Source organism: Gottfriedia sp. S16(2024) (genome assembly GCF_050473765.1).
Taxonomy (GTDB): domain Bacteria; phylum Bacillota; class Bacilli; order Bacillales; family Bacillaceae_G; genus Gottfriedia.
Genome location: NZ_JBFLUO010000001.1, coordinates 834253 through 854538 on the forward strand (window position 1 = coordinate 834253; position 20286 = coordinate 854538).

A 20286-nucleotide genomic window follows, 5' to 3' on the forward strand; every position below is an offset into this window, starting at 1 on the left:
TTATTCCTTAATCTTCATTAAGCGTAATGTTTTTAAGAGGTGAATATGAATATACATTCCTTTTTAATACTATCTTATTTGTCCTGATTTTTTTTCCGAAAATTAATTGTGTTGTCTTTATTTTAAGTACTTTGAATAGTAAGAGGTACAGTAATAATACAAAGTCAAAAATGAAAAGTAAGTCCCCTATCATAAAAAAAGAGAATATAGTATTGGAGATTTCTTCTGTTTGATTAAGCGTAGAAAATACAAAAACAGCATATCTTTCATAAATAGTACAGATTAAAAATATAGTTCCTACCACTAATGAAGTAAAACTATAACCAATAGTTCGTTCTCTTTTATTGAATTCTAAAAGGATTGGAAGTAAATATAGCAAAACAACAATAAAAATACTAAATAATAATCCTAACAAAGTAATTCGACTATGTAACATAGACTGAACTAGCAAAAGTTTTCCTAGTATAAAAAACAGTAACACTGTACCCATCATTTCCCTCCTCATTTCTCAATTTAGAGCACCAATCATGATCACATCCGAATACAATCCCAAAATAACTCGAGTTCCTTTTCAAATTAAATTATAGTCTTGCTAATTAAAGTTTCAAATGCTATTTTTTACCGTTTTGATAGGTAAAAACAAGTAATATATAAAGTTTCCCTAAACGATGTATGCCTTTCGTTATATAAAAAGGAGATTGTCGATTAGTGTTTATTTTTACCGTTTTTAACGGTAAAAATAGTCATTTCCTAATCCATCATCTAAGTTTACAATAATTTTGAAAACATTATCTCAACAACATTTTATGTGAGTGTTATCACAAAAAATGTTAGTTTATTTTAAATAAAATTATTTTAGATCAAAGTAGGAGATGAGATGGATAAGGCGAGTTTACGAAGATTACACTTAATCGATCTTTTAAGTAGTCAAGAAAAATGGTTCAAAACAGAGGAGCTTGCTAAAAATTTAAATTGCACCGAGAAAACAATAAGAACTGATATACAAATTATCAATGCAACATTCCCAGAAGGATGGCATATTGAAACGATAAAAGGAAAAGGTATTTATATAAATAATCCAATTAATTCCTCGCTTGATCAAGTTCGTTCTCTTTTTGTTAAGAATTCTCTATCGCTTCAAGTAATCATGTTTATTCTAATTAAAGAGATTGAATACATTAGTGATTTAGGAAAAGTTTTATACACACATCATAATACTGTTTATAAAATTCTCGAACGAGTAGACACTTTATTGAAATCATATAATTTAAGTTTAAAGCGTGCACCTCTTGAAATTGTAGGTAATGAGTTTCAAAAAAGAATCTTATGCTGTGACGTATTATATGGTCTATATTCCTATACTAATAAGTGGCCTTATGATTCACTATCGTTTTCTATAATTAAAGAAGTAGTGACAAAGTCTGCTGAAAATAATAATTTATTTTTATTTCCACCTACAATGTATAAATATATTTATTATGTTGGTACGATGCTTCAAAGAATTGATCGAGATGTACAATTGGACTTAAATCCTTCTAACAATATTAAGGATACGAAGTTTTTTTCAGTTGCAACTGATATAGGCGTACAACTAGAAAAAATTTATAAAGTATCTATTCCATTAGATGAGATTAACGCTCTTTCTCTAATGATATCTGCATTCCCTTATTTTTCTAGCGATAATGAACCTCAAGATGAAATAATAAATAGCTACCATAATAAATCCGAAAAACAATATTTAGAATTACAAGAGCTTGTTACGATGCTCGAAAAAAAGCTTAGTATAAAATTACATGATCATAATGACTTTATTCTCACTCTTCAAAAACAATTTAAAGTCCTTTCCCTATTTCTTTTTTTAAACGGTAGAATTGATCGATCTTCTCTCATATCTGATTACGCTAAAAAGCGTTATCCAGAGTTATTTAATAAAGTAAAAGCCGTATTTCGTAAATGGTGCAAAAACCTTTCATACCCAGAAGTAAATAATGAAGTAATTGCTAAAATCACTTTAAATATTCAAGCAATAATCACTAAATTATCATTAGTAAAAAAAAGGGTCCTACTGTTAAGTAGTGAAGGTTATGGTGTACGGCAGTATTTAACAGCTAAACTAATAAAGGAATTTGGAGATAAAATCCAGTTTGTTGAACTCCAAAATGGCGATTTGAGTCCGGAAACGATCAGTGAATTACGTTTAGACTTTATCATTGCTGATTTTCAAATTGATCTAGAAACTGTTCCAATTGCGGTAATTAGTTCTACACTTTCACAGCGCGATATTAATCATATCGCCCATTTATTAAAATAAATTTTATTTTGAATAAGCATTCAAAGGTGATTTTATGATAAAAGAAAGGCAAACATTCGTCACAAATGAGGTAGTTGATCTACTAAGGCAACTTGATCATGATACTTTTTTACACGGGATGCGTGTAGGAGAAATGTCGTATAAATTCAGTAGATATTTAGATCTCTCATTATATCAATCCAATCAGTTACATTTTATTGGTTATGTACATGATATTGGTAAACTAAAAATACCAATTTCAATCGTTGCAAAAAGAGGTCCTCTTACTGATTCCGAGTGGAATCTAATGAAGAATCACACAATTTATGGATATGATTTATTAAAAGATTTTTCATATCATAAAGATATTTTAAAAGCTGTACGTTATCATCATGAAAATATTGATGGGACTGGCTATGAAGGTTTATGTAGTAACGAAATTGATTTTAATTCGAAAATAGTTAGAATAATTGATAGTTTTGATGCTCTAACCCATGACCGTTGTTATCGAAAGAAATGTTCAATTGAATTATCGTTAAAAAAAATTCAAAAAAAAAGTGGTACTGTTTATGACCAGGATTTAGTAAAGGAGTTCACTAAGTTTATTTGTAAACTGTATTAGGTATATTCAATAATGCTAATAATTTACACCTATTAATTGCTAGACCAGATTCTATTAACATGTTATAGTTTCATTAAAATTATAAATTTCACTCGTATAATAGTGAGGATATGGCTCACGAGTTTCTACCGGTTAACCTTAAATTTACCGACTATGAGTGGTAACACATCTGTCTATAGCTCTTGCTAATCAAAGACTCAAAATGTGTTACTTCACTCATTTTATACAGTGAAGTACATGTTTTGAGTTTTTTGTTTACATTAAGGGGGATCATTATGGAATTATTACTTAAGAAAATTGAACAAGAAGGAATCGTTTTGGCAAATGATGTATTAAAGGTGGATGCTTTCTTAAATCATCAAATGGATCCTGTTTTAATGAAAGAAATTGGGGAAGAATTTGCGCGTTTATTCTCTGAAGAAAAAATAACAAAGGTAGTTACGATAGAATCTTCAGGTATCGGACCTGGGCTAATGACAGCACTTGCTTTAAATGTTCCCCTAGTTTTTGCTCGCAAGAAAAAATCAATCACAATGCAGCAAGATGTTTATACTGCTAAAGTATATTCATTTACAAAAAAAGAAGAAAATGAAATTTCAATTTCTCATAAATGGTTAGACGAAGGCGATAAAGTATTAATAATAGATGATTTCTTAGCAAACGGACAGGCAGCTCTTGGATTACTTTCAATCATCGAACAAGCGAAGGCAGAGACAGTTGGCTTTGGGATCGTAATTGAAAAATCATTCCAAAATGGTGGAAAGCTTCTGCGTGATCGTGGTAATCGAGTAGAATCTCTTGCTCGTATTCAATCTTTAAAAGAAGGCCAAATTAAATACTTAAATGAAGAATTAACTGTTTAAGAATAAAGAAAAGACATTGTTTGAACACTTTGTGTAGTTCACAATGTCTTTTTTCTATTGATTAAGCCTTTTTTAGAATTAAATATACAAAGTAAGGTCCACCGATTAGGGCTACTATAATCCCTGCTGGTATTCCTTCCGGATCGACTAAGTTTCTTCCGATTGTGTCGGCAACTAATAGTAATAATCCACCAATTAAAATTGCGATGGGTATAAATAATTGATTTCTTGGGCCAACTAAACTTTTAGCTATATGTGGTGCCATTAATCCGATAAACGCAATTCCTCCTGTTACTGAAACGGCAGATGCTGCTAATGCAACTGCTGCTAACATTAAAACAATTCTTTCCTTTTCTAAGGAGACCCCTACCCCTATTGCAACAGGCTCATTTAAATTAAGAAGGTTTAATGTGTTTGCTTTATATAAAGTAAACGGAATTAATACAATTAGCCATGGTAAGAATGCCCAAATAAACGGCCAATCTGTTCCCCATATATTACCTGCTAACCATTTTGCAATAAAATCTACTTTAGCACGTTCCGCAGATGAAATTAATACAATCATTATTCCTGAAAGAGCCATCGAGAAACCAATACCGACTAAAACTAGTCTTATAGGTTGTAAACCCGAATTTTTCTTATAAGAAAATAAGTAAATAATAATTGCTGTTATAACAGCACCACAAAATCCAACGATTGGGATTAAATAAACAAACGATCCTGCTTCAATTGGAAAGTATAAAAAGAATACTGTAATAGCTACACCTGCACCAGCATTAAAACCTAATATTCCAGGCTCAGCCATATCATTTCGTGTTACCCCTTGCAAAATGGCACCAGATAGTGCAAGGGCCATTCCTGCCATTAAAGTGATAATCATTCTAGGTAATCGAATTGAAAAGATTACAAACTCTTCTTTAAATGTACCATCACCTAAAAATGTTGGAAGTAATCTACTATATGGTATTGCTGAATACCCCAAACTCATTCCAATAAACATTGTTAATAGAATAAGTATAAAGAGTATCAATAGAATTAACCTTTGTTTTCTAATAATAGCAGGCTGGATCATGAGAATTCTTTGCCTCCTTTATGTACGATAAACAGAAAGAAAGGAAGGCCAATCATTGCAACAATCGCTGCAACTGGTGTTTCATAAGGTATATTAATTGTTCGCCCAAGTGTATCTGCCAAAAGTAAGAATGTAGCACCAAAAATAGCAGACATCGGTATAATAAATCGGTAATCAGTTCCGACGAATCCACGCACCATATGAGGTACCATTAAACCTAAAAATGCCATATTTCCTACTAGAGCAACTGCCGCTCCAGCTAGTAAAACGATTACTACAAATAAAATTGCTTTGATTCTTGGGATATTTTGACCTAAACCTACTGCAACCTCTTCATTTAAACTAAGTATTGTTAATTGACGTGACAAGAAAATTGCTACTAGAACACCTACTATAATAAAAGGCGTAATCGTTTTTACTTGCCCCCATGAAGTACCGACTAATCCACCTGAAGTCCACATTGAAATATTTTGAGATATTTTAAAGTAAATCCCTACACCTTCAGAAATAGCAGTTAAAAAGCCTGTAACAGCAGCCCCTGCTAAAACAATACGAAATGGAGAAAAGCCGCCTTTTTTCATGGTAGCAATACCAAAAACGATTAGTGAACCAACCGCTGCACCAATAAAACAAGCGATCATAATCCCAAAATAACTTACTTTTGGTAGGAAAGCCATTGTTATTGCTAAAGCTGCATTTGCTCCTGCCGTTAAACCGAGCAAACCCGGATCTGCAAGCGGATTTCTTGTCATCCCTTGCATAATAGCGCCTGCCACCGCAAGTGCTGCCCCTACAAATATTGCCGCCACTTCTCGAGGTAACCGCAACTCCCTAATAATAGAAATCTGTTGACTATTCATGTTTGTAAAAATCGCATTCCATACATCACCAACAGTTGTATCCGCTGCGCCGGAAACAATCGCAATTACAAACATAATAATAAAAATGATCATCCCCAATATAAATTTAAAAAAGAATGGAACAGAACCTTTGTTTTTTTGTCTCATTAGCCTCTCATCTTCTCTATATAGAATGTCTTTCAGGCTGTCCTCCAAACGCTCGCTTTCTGCAGTGCTTATTACCGACTAGGATAAGTTCGGGCCTCGAAAGACAAATGTTTTCAAACAGTCTACAATAAAATCTTTGGACAATGTCTAAATAATAAGAGTAGGAATAATAAAATTCCTACTCTTATTTTTGTTAGTTACCTAGAAATTGCTTTTTAAAGAATTCTAATTGCATGTCTAAAGTATCTGGATCATTGAAATAGAATTCACTTCCATTTACTTCGAAAACGTGCTTATTCTTTACTGCTGGTATATTTTTATAAGTATCTGTTTTTTCGACTGAAGTATCAGTTTGATCAAATTTACTGAAGATCACATAGTCACCCATAAACTCTGGAAGTACTTCTAATGAAATTGCAAAATATCCTGGTTTTAATGCGTTTTCTTCAACTTTTTTAGGCATTTTTAATTTCATTTCTTGGTAAAGAATTTCTGTTCCACGACCCCAGTTATTACCATATACATAAAGCTGCTTGTCGAATTTTTCAATTACAGAAACAGTTGCATTTGGACCAATTTTAGCTTTAATCTCTTCGCCGGCCTTTTGTGCACGAGCTTTAAAATCATCTACCCATGCTTGAGCTTCTTTTTCTTTGTTTAATAATTTACCAATTTCAATATGTTGAGTTAAGTAATCTACTTTGCCGTATGTATAAACTACAGTAGGTGCAATTTTCTTTAATTTATCAAGGTTTTTAACATTATCTAAACCAATAATTAAATCTGGGTTTAGCTCAATAATTTTTTCGATATTATCATCTGAAACAACTTCAGCATTTTTTAATTTTTCAGCCCAGCGAGGATTCGACTTAGACCAAGAATCAACACCGACAATGTTAACTCCTAAAGACATTACATTTCCTGCAAACGAAGATAACACTACTACACGTTTAGGGTTAGCTGGGACTTTAACTGGACCATTTTGCGATTGATATGTAATAGTTCCAGACTTTTTTGGTTCATTCTTTGAGCCTTCTGTACTTGATGCGCCTTTACTACATGCACTAATAATTAGCACGAATATTAAAAGAAATGGTATTAAGATTTTCTTCATTTTTCTCTTCTCCCTTAAGTAAATTGTATGTTATGCACATTGGTTTATCTGTTCTTGGATCTCTTCCAATTACTGTATCAATTGAAAAAACTTTTTTTAGAACTTCATGTGTAATGACTTCTTCGCAAGAGCCTGCTTTTACGATTTCCCCATCTTTAAGTGCGATGATAAAATCTGCAAATCGAGCAGCTTGATTTAGATCATGTAAAACCATAACAATTGTACGTTCTTGTTCCTGATTTAGCTTTTGTAACAACTCCAAAATTTCGAGTTGATGAGCTGAATCTAAATATGTAGTTGGCTCATCAAGGAAAATGATTTCAGTTTCTTGTGCTAACGCCATTGCGATCCAAACTCGTTGACGTTGACCTCCTGAAAGCGAATCAACTGACTTGTACTTATATTCCTTTGTACCTGTAACCTCAAGTGCCCAGTCAATTACTTCAATATCTTTTTGAGTTAATCTGCCAAAACCACTTTGATATGGGAATCGACCATAAGACACTAGTTCACCTACTGTTAAACCACTTGCACTCTCTGGTGTTTGAGGTAGAATTGCCATTTTTTTAGCTAGTAATTTAGTATTCTCTGAAGCAATGTTTTCCCCGTCTAAGATAATCGTTCCGGATTGATGAGAGATTATTCTTGTAATCGCCTTCAAAAGAGTCGACTTCCCGCATCCATTTGAACCGATGATTGTTGTAATTTGTTTATCCGGAATTTTTATATTAAGGTCTTTTACTATCAAACGATCACCATAACCAATGGTCAATTCATTAGTGTATAACCGTACCATAAACGGACCTCCATTCATTTAATATTTCAACCGTTAGTGATAATGATAATTATTATCAATCGTTATTACTACGTAAATATAAGTCTATTTACTAATATTGTCAACATTATTTTTTAGTGAAATCATTGAAAAATTCTCAAAAATGGTTTATATTTTATTGAGAATGATAATCAATGACAGAATATTCTGGAGTGAGAACATAATGAACATGAACGATCTTTATGATGTAACAGTAATCGGAGGAGGCCCTGCTGGACTTTACTCTGCCTTTTATAGTGGTTTACGAGAAATGAAAACAAAAATTATTGAATTTCAATCTGAATTAGGTGGCAAAGTTCATTGTTATCCTGAAAAAGTGATTTGGGATGTTGGAGGACAACCACCAATTCCTGGCGAGAGATTTATCGGACAAATTGTTCAGCAAGGATTAACGTTTGATCCGACTGTTGTGTTAAATGAAAAAGTTGACACAATCACTCGTGACAATAATGGTATTTTTGTTTTACATACAGCTTCAGGTCAAATACATTATTCTAAAACAGTTATTGTTGCAGTTGGAAGTGGTATTTTAAATCCAACAAAGCTTCAAATAGATGGTGCAGAAAGATTCGAAGTTTCAAATTTAAACTATACAGTAAAATCACTTAAGCATTTCAAAGATAAAACTGTAATCGTTTCCGGTGGTGGTAACTCTGCAATTGATTGGGCCAATGAGTTAGAGCCAATTGCTAAGAAAGTTTTTTTAACTTACCGAAAAGATGCTCTAAAGGGTCATGAAGCACAGGTTTCTCAATTAATGAATAGTTCAGTTGAATGTCTTTTCAATACATCTATTACGAAACTAATTGCTGGTGAAAACCATGAAGAAATAGAAAAGGTTGAACTGACAAATAATGAAACTGGTGAAGTATCTCATCTAGCAATTGATGAAGTAATCATAAACCACGGATATGAACAAGATACTTCTTTATTAAATAACAGTGAAATAAAGGTAGAAATGATTCAAGATTTCTATATTAAAGGGAATACAACGAGTGAAACTTCGATTGAAGGGATTTACGCAGCTGGAGATATTTTAATGCATGAAGGAAAGTTACAATTAATTGCTGGCGCATTTCAAGATGCTGCTAATGCCGTTAATAAAGCGAAGCAATATATCCAACCAGATGCCAGTGGATCAGCAATGGTTTCATCACATAATGAGGTATTTAAACAACGAAATCGTGATTTAATTAAACAAATGATGAGTTAATCTTAGCAAGTTTTTACTTGGCTAATAGCACAAAAAACGAATTCCATATGAATTCGTTTTTTTATTTTAAGCTTGATTCTTTAATCACTTTTTTTAGTATAAAAAAATAGAAATCCCTAATGGGCTTCTATTTCTCTTGCTTCATTTCCACACTGTCATATACTTTTTTCGATATTTTGGATCCTCTTCTGTTTCTATCAACTCTAAGGCCATTTGTTTAATTTCCTCATTCTTAACTGCGTCATACAGATTTCTCATACATTGAATGATATCATACCGAATTAGTGTATGGTTTTTCTCTTCTTTACAATCTAAATAACGATTTACTAGATGTTCAAGGACGATTGCTCTTTGCTCTGGACTAGCTAAACCTACTCGCCATATTGATTGTAAAGTGTGTCTTGCCGTAACAAACTTTGGATCATATGTAACTTGCCAAACTGCAGGAAAATCGTTTAGCATCCTCTTCTCTGGATCACTAATCGCTAGATTTGAGAGAAATTGTGCAGCTCTTGACCTTTTGTGATTTTCTTTATGAGTTAGCTCCGATTTTAATCGATTCCATACTTCATACGACCAATCCACTTTTTCTTTTGTAACCGAAATAATATAGTCAAAGGCTTCATATTGCAAATTCTTGTCTTTTGATTCAAGGTTTTCAAAATAAGTTTGTACTTGTTGATCCATGTCATGTACCTCTTTGAGAATAGTAAATAATTCTTTTATCTAGATGATATCATTCCCTAGCATTTTCAAGCTATGATAAAAATTATCTATTGTTCAAATTTTTTTCTTATTTTCAGTAATACTAAGTCTATATTTTCATGTCCGTATACTTTGAAATCATGACGATCGTTGCATTTTCAATGTTACCACAAGCGAGTTACATCATCTGAGTAACGATTTCAATTTAATTAAACGTTTGTTTAGTTTTGTAAACATGAGTGAATTCGGTAAAAAGTATCGCTCATGTTTATGTTTTTATAATTGAATTAAAATAAATGAACGAAATACGTTCCCTAGTCGTATAAGAAGTAAGGAGGGATTTTTTATGAAAACAATTTCATTTGAGGAAAATCAATTAATCATTTCACTTTCTAGTCTTGAAACAATATTAGGATTAACACATACAATCGAGGTTCCCTACAGTAATATAAAAGATGTTTCTATAGAGGATATCCATCAATTTTTATGGAAAATATATGGTACACATTTAGGCGCAAGTAAATATGGCTATTTCAGAAAAGATGGAGTGAACTATTTTGTAGCTTCAAGTACTAACAAAGGGAATATAGTTTTAACATTAAACAATCATAAATACGATAAAATCATTTTAGAATTGGATCACGTTGATGATGTTTTCCAACAAATACAAAATACGTTACGCAGTTTTATCTAATTCACTCTATAATGTTGATGAGATTTAAATAAGACTGTCTTTAATGGTATTATCCCCTTATAGTAGACACGTGAAAAAGCCTATCTGATAAAATGGATAGGCAGTCTACTATTGGGGGATTTTATTATGGCTTTAAAAGGAACAAAATTTAAACACTATTCAACTGAACTAAAACTTAAGGCAGTAAAGCAATATGAAGATGGTTGTGGCAGTTACGTCTCAATTTCGGAGGAGTTAGGTTTACGTAGTTCAACTCAACTGAAAGAATGGGTAAAAAAGTATAGAAATGGTGAGTTATTTGATGATCAAAGGGGAAAATCAAATAGTTTTCATCCGTTCACTGGGCGTCCAAAAACTAAGTTTGATTCAATTGAAGAAGAAAGAGATTACTTGAAAGCACAGGTAGAATACTTAAAAAAGCGTTATCCAAATATACTGGGGGAGGGATAATTCCAAAAGGAGTTCGATTTGAAATTCTAAATGAAATGAAAGCACGTTATCCATTAACGATGCTTATTCAAATCGCAAAAGTTTCAAGAGCTGGTTTCTACAAATGGAGAAAATCAATTTTATATAAGTTAAGTAAAACCACTGTTGAAGACACGGTAAAATCTCATATTGAGGCGATCCATGCGATACGACCATATTATGGATACCCTAGAGTTACTGATCGTCTAAGAGATGAAGGATTGGTAGTTAATCATAAAAAGGTTTATCGAATTATGAAAGAATTAGATATAAAATCCGTCATTCGTAAAAAAAGAAAATACTATGGGAAGGAAGCATCGAATGTTTATCCTAACCTTTTAAATCGTCAATTTAAACAAGATTTACCGAACGTTGCATTCGCAACTGACATTACTTATATCAAAGTAGGAGACAGGTTTTATTATCTTTCAGTCATTCAAGATCTTTATAATAATGAAATTGTATCTTGGAAGTGTTCCAATCGAAATGATCTTAAATTGGTCATTGAAACAGTTAAAGATTTATGTAAAAAAAGAAACGTGTATGGAAGTATCCTGCATTCAGATCAGGGATTCCAGTACACGTCTATAAAATACAGCCAGTTCTTAGAAAAGAATAATCTATTAGGCAGCCACTCTCGCAAAGGAAACTGTCTAGACAACGCATGCGTTGAATCATTCTTCTCACACTTCAAATGTGAATTGGTGTATCTATCTAATTTTAATTCAGAACAGGAACTTATTCAAGAAATTACAGAGTACATACAGTTTTACAATTATGAGCGTACACAAAAACGACTAAACCGTTGTTCCCCTGTAAAATACAGGTTAACAACGGCTGCTTAGTCGGTCTTATTTAAATGTGTCTACTTGACAGGGGTAAGTCCATTAATGGACAGTCTTTTCGAATTTATAAATGAATAATTTCAATTCGATTATCAAATTCTCTTAAATACTCTACGACTAATTTGCGGTGAGAATGGTGTGGTTTTTCTTCGCTACACAAAAAGCATGGAACTGGATAATTCAGACTTTTAACAAAAAAGTACTTCACTTGTTACCAATTGTCAATTTGTAATAATCCTACCTTTTCATAAAAGAAATTAAAGGATCTCGAAGTTGAATTGACTCTGAAGAAATTAAAAAACGAGGATAAATCCAATAGTCTAAACGAATTCTATAAGTGATTTTTTTTTGGATTTTTTTGTAAAATATATTTGACTTCCCTAACAAATGTAATGTATATTTTACATATAGTAATATATATTTTACTTCATCAGGAGGAAAACAGTGGACGGATCTAAAGTGAAACTCGCTCGCGTTGAAAAAGAACTAACTCAGCAAGCTCTAGCAGAATTGGTTGGTGTAACACGGCAAACCATTAATCTAATTGAAAAAGGGAAATATAATCCAACAATTAAATTATGTGTAGAGTTAGCCAAGTCATTGGGAAAAACGCTAGATGAACTATTTTGGGAAGAGGATTAAATGACTAGGAGGGAAATGTAAAATGATGTACAAAAAGCAAGTGATGGATGAGAGAATTATTCTAGAGCGTTATAAAATTTTAGGAATTGCTGGAGCGGTTTTTTCAATCGGAATACTATTTGATGTTCTTTATAAGGCTTTATTTTTAAAAGCATCTATTAATTCTTTCATTGTAGAATTGATTACATTTTTGCTAGCTGGAACCATTTATTTAATTTTGGGAATATGGAAGAGCGTATTATTTCAAATGAACAATAAGTCAGATAAAGTGATATTCAAATTTAAAGCGTTTTGGTCAAGTTTACTATTAGGACTATTATTTCTAGTCTCTGATCTATTTACTAAGGATGATTTTGTGATTATAAAAAATCATTTAGGATGGACTTTATTAGCTTTTATTTCTATTGTTCTGATTTCCTGGATTATTGATGTATTTTTAATGAAGCTTGCAAATAGAGAGTAATTGAATAGGAGATGGATTACATGATTAGCGATAGCAAATATTTTGATAAGGTTAAATTGGATTTGGTTGATAACGAAGAATTACAATTAATCGTTGAAGGAAGAACTGCCCCTTCCAGCCCCACATTGAAATTTTTGCCTGAAGTTTCCTGGTTAACAAAAGAAAATATGCAAGTCATTTTTGTCCTTACCTCTCAGAGAATCATAGTTTATAAAATTCATCTCAATCGATCACTTTCTTTCGCCTTGGACATATATAAGTCTACTATAAAATCAGTTACAGAATCGAGTGGACCTCTAAACGGGGGAATTATAGTAACCCTCGATACCAAAAAATGTTATAAATTTATATTTAAAAAGGAACGAATTAAGGAAATAAAACATTATTTATCTGAATAATTCGGGATAAACTTCTAATTACTTAAATTACACGTATTATATTCAGTTTTTAATAAAAGAAAAGGATAGAAAAAGCTGCTGCTTTTCTATCCTTTATTACTTTAATATTTAGCAAAAGTCACAATAATGATTTCATAAGTCTATAAAGTAGAATAATGAAAGTATATTTAGTATCTCAATTATTTTTTAAGATTTAACAGTCTCTACTGAAACTTCTTCAAATGGCCAAGCTGGAAGCATTTTTCTTAACACTTTATCTTCTCTATAACCAAGGTCATATTCAGCTTGCATAATTGTATGAATCTCTCTTGTTCCTTCATAGATTACTGGCGCTTTTGAATTTCTTAAGTAACGCTCTACTGGGAACTCATTTGAAAAACCATATGCACCATGAATTTGCACAGCATCATTAGCTGCTTCATTTGCTGCATTACAAGAAATCCATTTTGCTAGTGACGTTTCTCTAGTGTTACGTTTTCCATTATTTTTTAACCAGCCAGCTTTATAGACTAATAGACGTGATATTTCAAGATTTGAAGACATTTTAGCAATCATTTGTTGTACTAGTTGATGTTTACCGATTTCTTTTCCAAATGTTTTTCGCTCATTACAGTATTTTACGCTCGCTTCAAGTGATGCCTGGATTAATCCGCAAGCTCCAGCAGCAACTGTAAATCGTCCATTATCAAGTGCAGACATTGCAATTTTAAAGCCTTCACCTTCAAAACCTAATAAGTTTTCTGCAGGAACTCTTACGTCATCTAAAAATACTTCACCTGTATTCCCTGCTCTAATACCCATTTTTCCTTTGATTGCTTTTGTGGAAACGCCTTCAAATGTACGGTCTACAATAAAACAGGAAATACCATGATGCTTTAGGTCATGATTTGTTTTCGCAAAAATTAAGAAATGGTCAGCTACATCACATAAAGAAATCCAGGTTTTTGATCCGTTTAAAATATAGCTATCCCCATCTTTTACAGCTGTTGTTGCCATCGCCACTACATCTGAGCCTGCATTCGGTTCAGTTAATCCAAATGCTCCAATTTTCTTACCTTCAGCTTGTGGTACTAAATACTTTTTCTTTTGTTCTTCAGTACCCCATTGTAGTAATGTCATACTATTTAAACCGGTATGTACAGAAACAGCTGTGCGGAAAGCAGTATCTCCACGTTCTAATTCCTCACATACAATCGCTAATGTGTTATAATCCATTCCTACTCCACCGTATTGTTCTGGAATACATACACCCATAAGTTGCAAATCTGCAAGTCGTTTTAGAATATTAGCTTCAAAATGTCCTTTTTCATCCCATTCTTTAATAAATGGGATAATTTCTCTATCTACAAATGACCTAACTACCTTCCTTACACTAACTTGTTCTTCTGATAATGAAAAATCCATTCTTATTTCCTCCTCAAATTGTTTTATTTCGTTTCATTTCTTCTATTTCAATTCGGGAATATCCTAGTTTACTTATTATTTCTTCTGTATGCTCACCATGTAAGGGCGGGTGTCTTAATACTTCAATTGGCGTTTTTGATAATTTTAGCGGTGATCCGACTAATTTTAGATCCTTTATAAACGGATGGTCTACATCCAACACCATTTCTCTCGATTTAGCTTGTTCAGACTGTAGAGCTTCACTTACATTATTTATTGGTCCATTTGGGATTCCAATTTGATCTAATAGTTCTTTCCACTCATTTTTACTTTTCATTTTTAATTTATTTTGAACTAATTGCTCTATTTGTTTTCGATGCTGTAAACGGCTAGTATTCGTCTTATATTCTTCATCTAATAAGATTGGTTCATCAATTAGTAAAGCAAACCTCTTAAATTGTTCATCATTACCGACCGCTATGACTAATTCACCGTCACTTGCAGTAAAGACTTGATATGGAACGATATTTGGGTGTTGATTCCCCATTCGTTCAGGTACAATTCCACTACATAAATAATTACTAGCTACATTTACTAAAGCAGCTAGCTGAGAGTCAAATAATGAAATATCGATTTCTTGACCTTCTCCTGTACGATCTCGATTCTGAAGTGAAGCAAGAATCCCAATACATGTAAATAGACCAGTTAAAACATCCGAAATGGCTACTCCTACTTTTGTTGGCTCTGCCTCTTTCTCACCAGTAATACTCATTAATCCAGACATCGCTTGGATGATATAATCATATCCTGGTAAACTTGAATTCGGCCCAACACTACCAAAGCCACTAATGGACGCTAGTATGATGTCTTCTTTTATTTTTTTCAATTCCTCATAGTCAAAACCTAATTTTGTCATTGTTCCAGGTTTGAAATTTTGAACAACTACATCAGCCTCTGAAACTAGCTTTTTTAAAATTTCTTTACCTTGCTCACTTTTTAAGTTTAGAGTCATGCCTTTTTTATTGCGGTTTGCACATAAATAATAAGCGCTTTCACCTTCAACGAAAGGTGGCCCCCATCCCCTGGTTTCATCGCCATTATTAATACTTTCTACTTTTATAATCTCTGCTCCTAAGTCCCCAAGAATCATCGTACAAAAGGGCCCGGCTAGTACTCTTGTTAAATCAATGATTTTTACTCCATGTAATGCACCTGGCAATTTTTCCACCTCTATTAATCTAGTTAATAAGCCAGTAAAACGATCAATCACAATAGTTGAATTGAATGTTTAACTGGCTTACAACTGCGCTTTGTATTAACAGTAGATTTATTAGATGTCTAACCCAATTGAAATATATTTAACTTCTAAAAATTCCTCAATTCCAAAGTGACCGCCTTCTCTTCCAAGACCGCTCTCTTTATAACCGCCAAATGGAACTTGTACAGCAGAAGGTGTACCATCGTTTAGTCCAATAATTCCGTATTCAAGTGCTTCTGTAACGCGGAAAGAACGACTTAAGTTTTCCGTATACACATATGCAGCTAGACCGTAATTTGAATTATTTGCTCTCTCAATTACTTCTTCTTCAGTTTTAAATGTAGTAATTGGAGCAAGTGGACCAAATATTTCTTCCTTCATGCATGCCATTTCATCCGTAATACCCGTTAAAATAGTTGGTGCATAATAATATCCATTTTCCTCTGAAGGTTTATTACCACTATATACGATTTTTCCACCGTTATTAGTAGCATCTTCAACTAGCGTTTTTACCTTTTCTAAAGCTGCATCGTCAATCAGTGGACCAACATCAATTCCTTCTTCTAAACCGTTACCCACTTTTAATTTTTCTAGCTCTTTTGTAAATAACGCTGTAAATTCTTCAGCTACACTTTCCTGTACATAAATACGATTTGTACAAATGCAAGTTTGACCTGCATTGCGGAATTTTGACTGAACTAGGCCAACCGCTGCTTTTGCTAAATTAGCATCATCCATAACAATAAATGGTGCATTTCCACCAAGCTCTAGCGAAACCTTTTTAACATTCTCCGCTGCTCCTTTCATTAGCGTTTTGCCAACTTCAGTAGAACCAGTGAATGTAATCTTTGTTACTCTTGGATCTTTTAGCCATACATCGCCAATCTCAGAAGACTTACCAGTAACGACATTAATTACCCCTTTTGGAATCCCCGCTTCATGAGCAAGCTCCGCAAGTTTTAATGCTGTTAAAGGTGTTTGAGTAGCTGGTTTAATAACCGTTGTACAACCAGCTGCAAGTGCAGGAGCAACTTTTCTTGTAATCATAGCTGCAGGGAAATTCCACGGTGTAATTGCTGCTACAACTCCTACAGGTTCTTTCCTAATTAGAATACGTTTATTAGGTTGTGATGCAGGAATTGTTTCCCCATATACACGTTTTCCTTCTTCTGCATACCACGAAATAAAACCATTTGCATAAACAGTCTCACCTAATGCTTCTTTTAATGGTTTACCTTGCTCAATTGTCATTAATTTAGCAATTTCTTCTTTCTTTTCGTCAATAAGACGATACCAATTCATTAATAAATGGTATCTTTCTTCTGATGTCTTTTTTGACCAAGTTTTAAATGCTGTATGAGCAGCATCAACAGCTAATTTCGCTTCATATGTACCACCAGTTGGAATTGCCCCTACAACTGCACCAGTTGCAGGATTTGTAACCTTCGTATAATATTCATGATCGGTCCCAACCCATGCACCATCTATATACATTGGGTAGACTTCATATTTCTCTTTAATTTGGCTCATGAGTTTACCTCCAATTGAAGTTCTGGAACTAATACAGCTTCGATTGACTCTCTTAAAATATCTAGTCCTTCTTCAAGCTGTTCATCTGTAATCGTTAGTGGCATTAACAAACGAATAACATTGCCAAAGATACCTGCGCTTAACAACATTAATCCTCTATTGTTAGCTTCTTTTACAATCTTTCCAACTGTCACCTTATCTGGTGTTTTATCTTTCTTATTTGTTACAATCTCCATCGCACACATTGCGCCAATTCCGCGAATATCACCTATTTGTTCAAACTGATTAGCCCATTTATGCATTTCCTCATTAACTTTGTCGCCAATTACAACAGCTCGCTCATTTAATCCTTCTTCCTCAATGATATCGAGTACTGCTAATGCTGCACGACATCCAAGTGGGCTACCAGAGTATGTTCCGCCTATTTCTCCAGCATCAGAAGCTTCCATAATTTCTTTTCTACCGATCACGCCACTAATAGGTACTCCCGCACCCATTGATTTTGAAATTGTAATTAAATCAGGCTCAATTCCAAAGTGCTCAATTGCAAAATATTTACCTGTTCTAGCAAAACCAGTTTGAATTTCATCTGCTACAAATAATATTCCATATTGCGTACAGATTTCTCTAACTCTTTTTACAAAATCAAGATCAGGAACAATAAAGCCACCCTCGCCTTGGATTGGTTCCATTACGACTGCAGCAATCGTTTCTGGTGCAACTTCTGCAATCAAAAACTGTTCAAATTGTTCAATGATAAATTTACTATATTCTTTTTCATCCATTTGATCTGGACGACGGTAAACATATGGATATGGTGCTTTATACACTTCAGGAGCAAATGGCCCAAATCCATATTTGTAAGGCTTAACTTTACTTGTCATCGTCATTGTCATTAGTGTTCGACCATGGAATCCTCTAGTAAAAGAAATGATTCCTTGACGCTTTGTATACTTTCTTGCAATTTTCACTGCATTTTCAACAGCTTCCGCGCCACTATTAAAAAATGCTACTTGTTTATCAAAACTTCCAGGTGAAAGATCTGCTAATCTTTCTGCAAGCTGAATATAAGATTCATACATCATGACATTAAAGCCCGTGTGAATATAATCACCGGCTTGAGCTTGAAGCGCTCTTACTACTCTAGGATGGGAATGACCAACATTTATCGTTCCAATAGCACCTGCAAAGTCAATAAACGTATTTCCATCAACATCCTCAACCAGTGCACCCTTTGCTTTTTTTACAAATGCTTCACTATTATTACTAATCCCTTTTGGAACCACATTATTTCTTCGAGCAACCAACTCTTGAGATTTTGGTCCTGGAATTGAAGTTTGGATTTTAACGAATTTTCGATCTGCCATAATTGCACCATCCTATCTATAACGATTTTTGAATGTAATGAAAGCATGTCATGATTAACGGTCATAACATGCTTGATGAATAAATTAAACTTCCATAGTAGATAAAATTTCTTTAAATGCACTTACTACAGTATCAACTTCTTCATAGCTAATTTTTAAAGAAGGCTCGATACGAATTGTTTTTGAGTTAATTAATGTACCAGCAACTAGGATCCCTTTATCAAACATTCCTTTAGAAACTTCATAACCAATTTCATCTTGATGGAACTCAATTCCAATCATTAAACCTTGGCCACGAAGTTCTAAAACTTTGTCTTCATGTCCTTTTGCTGCTTCTTTTAATTGATCTAAGAAGTACGCTCCAACTACTTCTGCTCTTTCAGGTAATTTTTCTTCAAGAAGTACACTGATTGTAGCAATAGCAGCTGCACATGCTAATGGATTTCCACCAAATGTTGTTGTATGCATAAATGGATTTGGGAACCAGCTTTTAAATACTTCTTCTTTTGCAACTACTGCTCCAGCTGGCATAACTCCGCCACCGAATGCTTTAGCAAGACAAATAATGTCTGGAACTACTTCATATAAATCAGCAGCAAACATTTTACCAGTACGGCCCATACCTGTTTGAACTTCATCAAATATTAATAGAGCTCCGTACTCATCACATAGTTCACGAACTTCTTTTAAGTAGTTTGGAGGAGGAAGAATAATTCCACCTTCACCTTGAATTGGCTCAAGTATAACTGCTGCAACATCTTCTCCTACTAAAGAGCAAGTTTCAAATGTTTTTCTCATCATATCAATGTCACCGAATGGAACATGACGGAATCCAGGAATTAACGGTAAAAACGGTTTACGGAACATGCCTTTTGCCGTACCAGATAAAGAACCTAAGCTTTTCCCGTGGAATGCACGAGTAGTTGAAATAAATGTACTGCGCTCACTATACATTTTTGCAAGCTTTAATGCCGCTTCAACACTCTCTGTACCACTGTTTGTAAAGAATGAATATTTTAAATCACCAGGTGTAATTTCTGCTAAAATTTTAGCAAGCATTGCACGTAATGGATCTAATAAATCTTGGCTATGAAGTGCCTGTCTTTTTAACTGATCCGTAACAGCTTTGATAACTTTTGGATGACGGTGCCCAACATTATAAATTCCAAATCCGCCTAAACAGTCAATATACTCTTTACCATTTACGTCTTTAAAGCATGAGCCACTATCAGACCATTCAACAGATGCAAATTGACCGCCTTCTGTAACAGTTTTACGGTAAGCAAGGAAACCTGGGTTTACGTGTTCTCTAAAACCATCAACTGTTTCCTTTGTAATCCATGCAGCGTCTTCTTCTGTAACAGTTTCTTTTTCTATTAAGCTTAAAACCTTATTAATATACTCGGTTACATTTTTTTCTTCACTTTTTAATTCGTTTTTTAAATTGATACTCATTTTGTTCACTCCTATAGTCGTTTTATCTATTTTTTTCTTTCCTATCTGTCTCTTCTTAAAAC

At 33.5% G+C, this 20286-nt stretch carries 20 protein-coding genes and 1 riboswitch; of the genes, 9 read left to right on the plus strand and 11 right to left on the minus strand.

Annotated features, from left to right (window positions below; all coding sequences use genetic code 11):
* Positions 1-7 precede the first annotated feature (7 nt).
* Positions 8-490, minus strand: a complete 483-nt coding sequence (locus tag AB1282_RS03910; RefSeq protein ID WP_056476272.1) for a hypothetical protein — start codon at positions 488-490, stop codon at positions 8-10.
* Between the two features lie 387 nt (positions 491-877).
* On the opposite strand from AB1282_RS03910, the gene AB1282_RS03915 reads away from it, so the two are divergent.
* From AB1282_RS03915 to AB1282_RS03925, 3 genes are all read left to right on the plus strand, one after another.
* Entirely contained in the window at positions 878-2311 is a 1434-nt protein-coding gene (locus AB1282_RS03915; RefSeq protein ID WP_056476270.1) for a BglG family transcription antiterminator, read from the plus strand.
* A 34-nt stretch (positions 2312-2345) separates the two neighbouring features.
* Positions 2346-2912: an HD-GYP domain-containing protein gene (locus tag AB1282_RS03920; RefSeq protein WP_056476267.1), complete on the plus strand. Its 567-nt coding sequence runs from the start codon at positions 2346-2348 to the stop codon at positions 2910-2912.
* A gap of 72 nt (positions 2913-2984) precedes the next feature.
* Positions 2985-3086, plus strand: a riboswitch (purine riboswitch).
* A gap of 101 nt (positions 3087-3187) precedes the next feature.
* Positions 3188-3775 carry a xanthine phosphoribosyltransferase gene (locus AB1282_RS03925; protein ID WP_056476264.1) on the plus strand — a complete coding sequence of 196 codons (588 nt, stop codon included), beginning with the start codon at positions 3188-3190 and terminating at the stop codon, positions 3773-3775.
* Positions 3776-3836: 61 nt separating this feature from the next.
* Here the strand turns inward: AB1282_RS03925 and AB1282_RS03930 are convergent, their stop codons facing one another.
* The 4 genes from AB1282_RS03930 to AB1282_RS03945 all read right to left on the minus strand — a co-directional run bounded on the left by AB1282_RS03930 (position 3837) and on the right by AB1282_RS03945 (position 7764).
* Positions 3837-4847: a FecCD family ABC transporter permease gene (locus tag AB1282_RS03930; protein ID WP_056476261.1), complete on the minus strand. Its 1011-nt coding sequence runs from the start codon at positions 4845-4847 to the stop codon at positions 3837-3839.
* Positions 4844-5854: a FecCD family ABC transporter permease gene (locus AB1282_RS03935; RefSeq protein ID WP_056476259.1), complete on the minus strand. Its 1011-nt coding sequence runs from the start codon at positions 5852-5854 to the stop codon at positions 4844-4846. The genes AB1282_RS03930 and AB1282_RS03935 overlap by 4 nt, the downstream gene beginning before the upstream one ends.
* A 193-nt stretch (positions 5855-6047) precedes the next feature.
* Positions 6048-6968, minus strand: a complete 921-nt coding sequence (locus AB1282_RS03940; protein ID WP_056476256.1) for an iron-hydroxamate ABC transporter substrate-binding protein — start codon at positions 6966-6968, stop codon at positions 6048-6050.
* Positions 6919-7764, minus strand: coding sequence for an ABC transporter ATP-binding protein (locus tag AB1282_RS03945; protein ID WP_056476253.1), 846 nt, complete (start codon positions 7762-7764; stop codon positions 6919-6921). Before AB1282_RS03945 ends, AB1282_RS03940 begins: the two co-directional genes overlap by 50 nt.
* Positions 7765-7966: 202 nt before the next feature.
* On the opposite strand from AB1282_RS03945, the gene AB1282_RS03950 reads away from it, so the two are divergent.
* Complete coding sequence (locus AB1282_RS03950; protein ID WP_056476251.1) at positions 7967-9016, plus strand: NAD(P)/FAD-dependent oxidoreductase; 1050 nt, start codon at positions 7967-7969, stop codon at positions 9014-9016.
* Positions 9017-9157: 141 nt separating this feature from the next.
* Here AB1282_RS03950 and AB1282_RS03955 read toward each other — a convergent pair whose 3' ends face one another.
* Complete coding sequence (locus AB1282_RS03955; protein WP_429898510.1) at positions 9158-9703, minus strand: hypothetical protein; 546 nt, start codon at positions 9701-9703, stop codon at positions 9158-9160.
* A gap of 364 nt (positions 9704-10067) precedes the next feature.
* Here AB1282_RS03955 and AB1282_RS03960 point away from each other — a divergent pair, with 364 nt between their 5' ends.
* The 5 genes from AB1282_RS03960 (at position 10068) to AB1282_RS03980 (ending at position 13231) form a co-directional block, all read left to right on the plus strand.
* Complete coding sequence (locus AB1282_RS03960) at positions 10068-10415, plus strand: hypothetical protein (RefSeq protein ID WP_429898512.1); 348 nt, start codon at positions 10068-10070, stop codon at positions 10413-10415.
* 126 nt (positions 10416-10541) lie between these two features.
* A protein-coding gene (locus AB1282_RS03965; protein ID WP_429898513.1) for an IS3 family transposase occupies positions 10542-11728 on the plus strand; the annotation gives its coding sequence in 2 pieces (ribosomal slippage) (positions 10542-10827 and positions 10827-11728; 1188 coding nt in all).
* A 444-nt stretch (positions 11729-12172) separates the two neighbouring features.
* On the plus strand, positions 12173-12370 hold the full coding sequence (locus AB1282_RS03970) for a helix-turn-helix transcriptional regulator (protein WP_429898515.1): 198 nt from the start codon (positions 12173-12175) through the stop codon (positions 12368-12370).
* A gap of 22 nt (positions 12371-12392) precedes the next feature.
* Complete coding sequence (locus AB1282_RS03975; RefSeq protein ID WP_429898516.1) at positions 12393-12833, plus strand: DUF6773 family protein; 441 nt, start codon at positions 12393-12395, stop codon at positions 12831-12833.
* Positions 12834-12853: 20 nt separating this feature from the next.
* Positions 12854-13231 carry a hypothetical protein gene (locus AB1282_RS03980; protein ID WP_429898517.1) on the plus strand — a complete coding sequence of 126 codons (378 nt, stop codon included), beginning with the start codon at positions 12854-12856 and terminating at the stop codon, positions 13229-13231.
* Positions 13232-13417: 186 nt separating this feature from the next.
* On the opposite strand, the gene AB1282_RS03985 is transcribed toward AB1282_RS03980, so the two are convergent.
* The 5 genes from AB1282_RS03985 to AB1282_RS04005 form a co-directional block, all read right to left on the minus strand.
* The gene (locus AB1282_RS03985; protein ID WP_429898519.1) at positions 13418-14635 is read right to left on the minus strand and encodes an acyl-CoA dehydrogenase family protein; all 1218 of its coding nucleotides are present in this window, start codon (positions 14633-14635) and stop codon (positions 13418-13420) included.
* Positions 14636-14648: 13 nt separating this feature from the next.
* Positions 14649-15833 (minus strand): CaiB/BaiF CoA transferase family protein, encoded by a 1185-nt coding sequence (locus tag AB1282_RS03990; RefSeq protein ID WP_056474554.1) that lies wholly within the window; start codon positions 15831-15833, stop codon positions 14649-14651.
* A gap of 111 nt (positions 15834-15944) precedes the next feature.
* Complete coding sequence (locus AB1282_RS03995; protein ID WP_056474559.1) at positions 15945-17402, minus strand: NAD-dependent succinate-semialdehyde dehydrogenase; 1458 nt, start codon at positions 17400-17402, stop codon at positions 15945-15947.
* Entirely contained in the window at positions 17399-18769 is a 1371-nt protein-coding gene (gene gabT / locus AB1282_RS04000; RefSeq protein ID WP_390311105.1) for a 4-aminobutyrate--2-oxoglutarate transaminase, read from the minus strand. The genes AB1282_RS03995 and gabT overlap by 4 nt, the downstream gene beginning before the upstream one ends.
* Positions 18770-18853: 84 nt before the next feature.
* Positions 18854-20224, minus strand: a complete 1371-nt coding sequence (locus tag AB1282_RS04005) for a putrescine aminotransferase (protein ID WP_429898521.1) — start codon at positions 20222-20224, stop codon at positions 18854-18856.
* Positions 20225-20286: the final 62 nt, after the last annotated feature.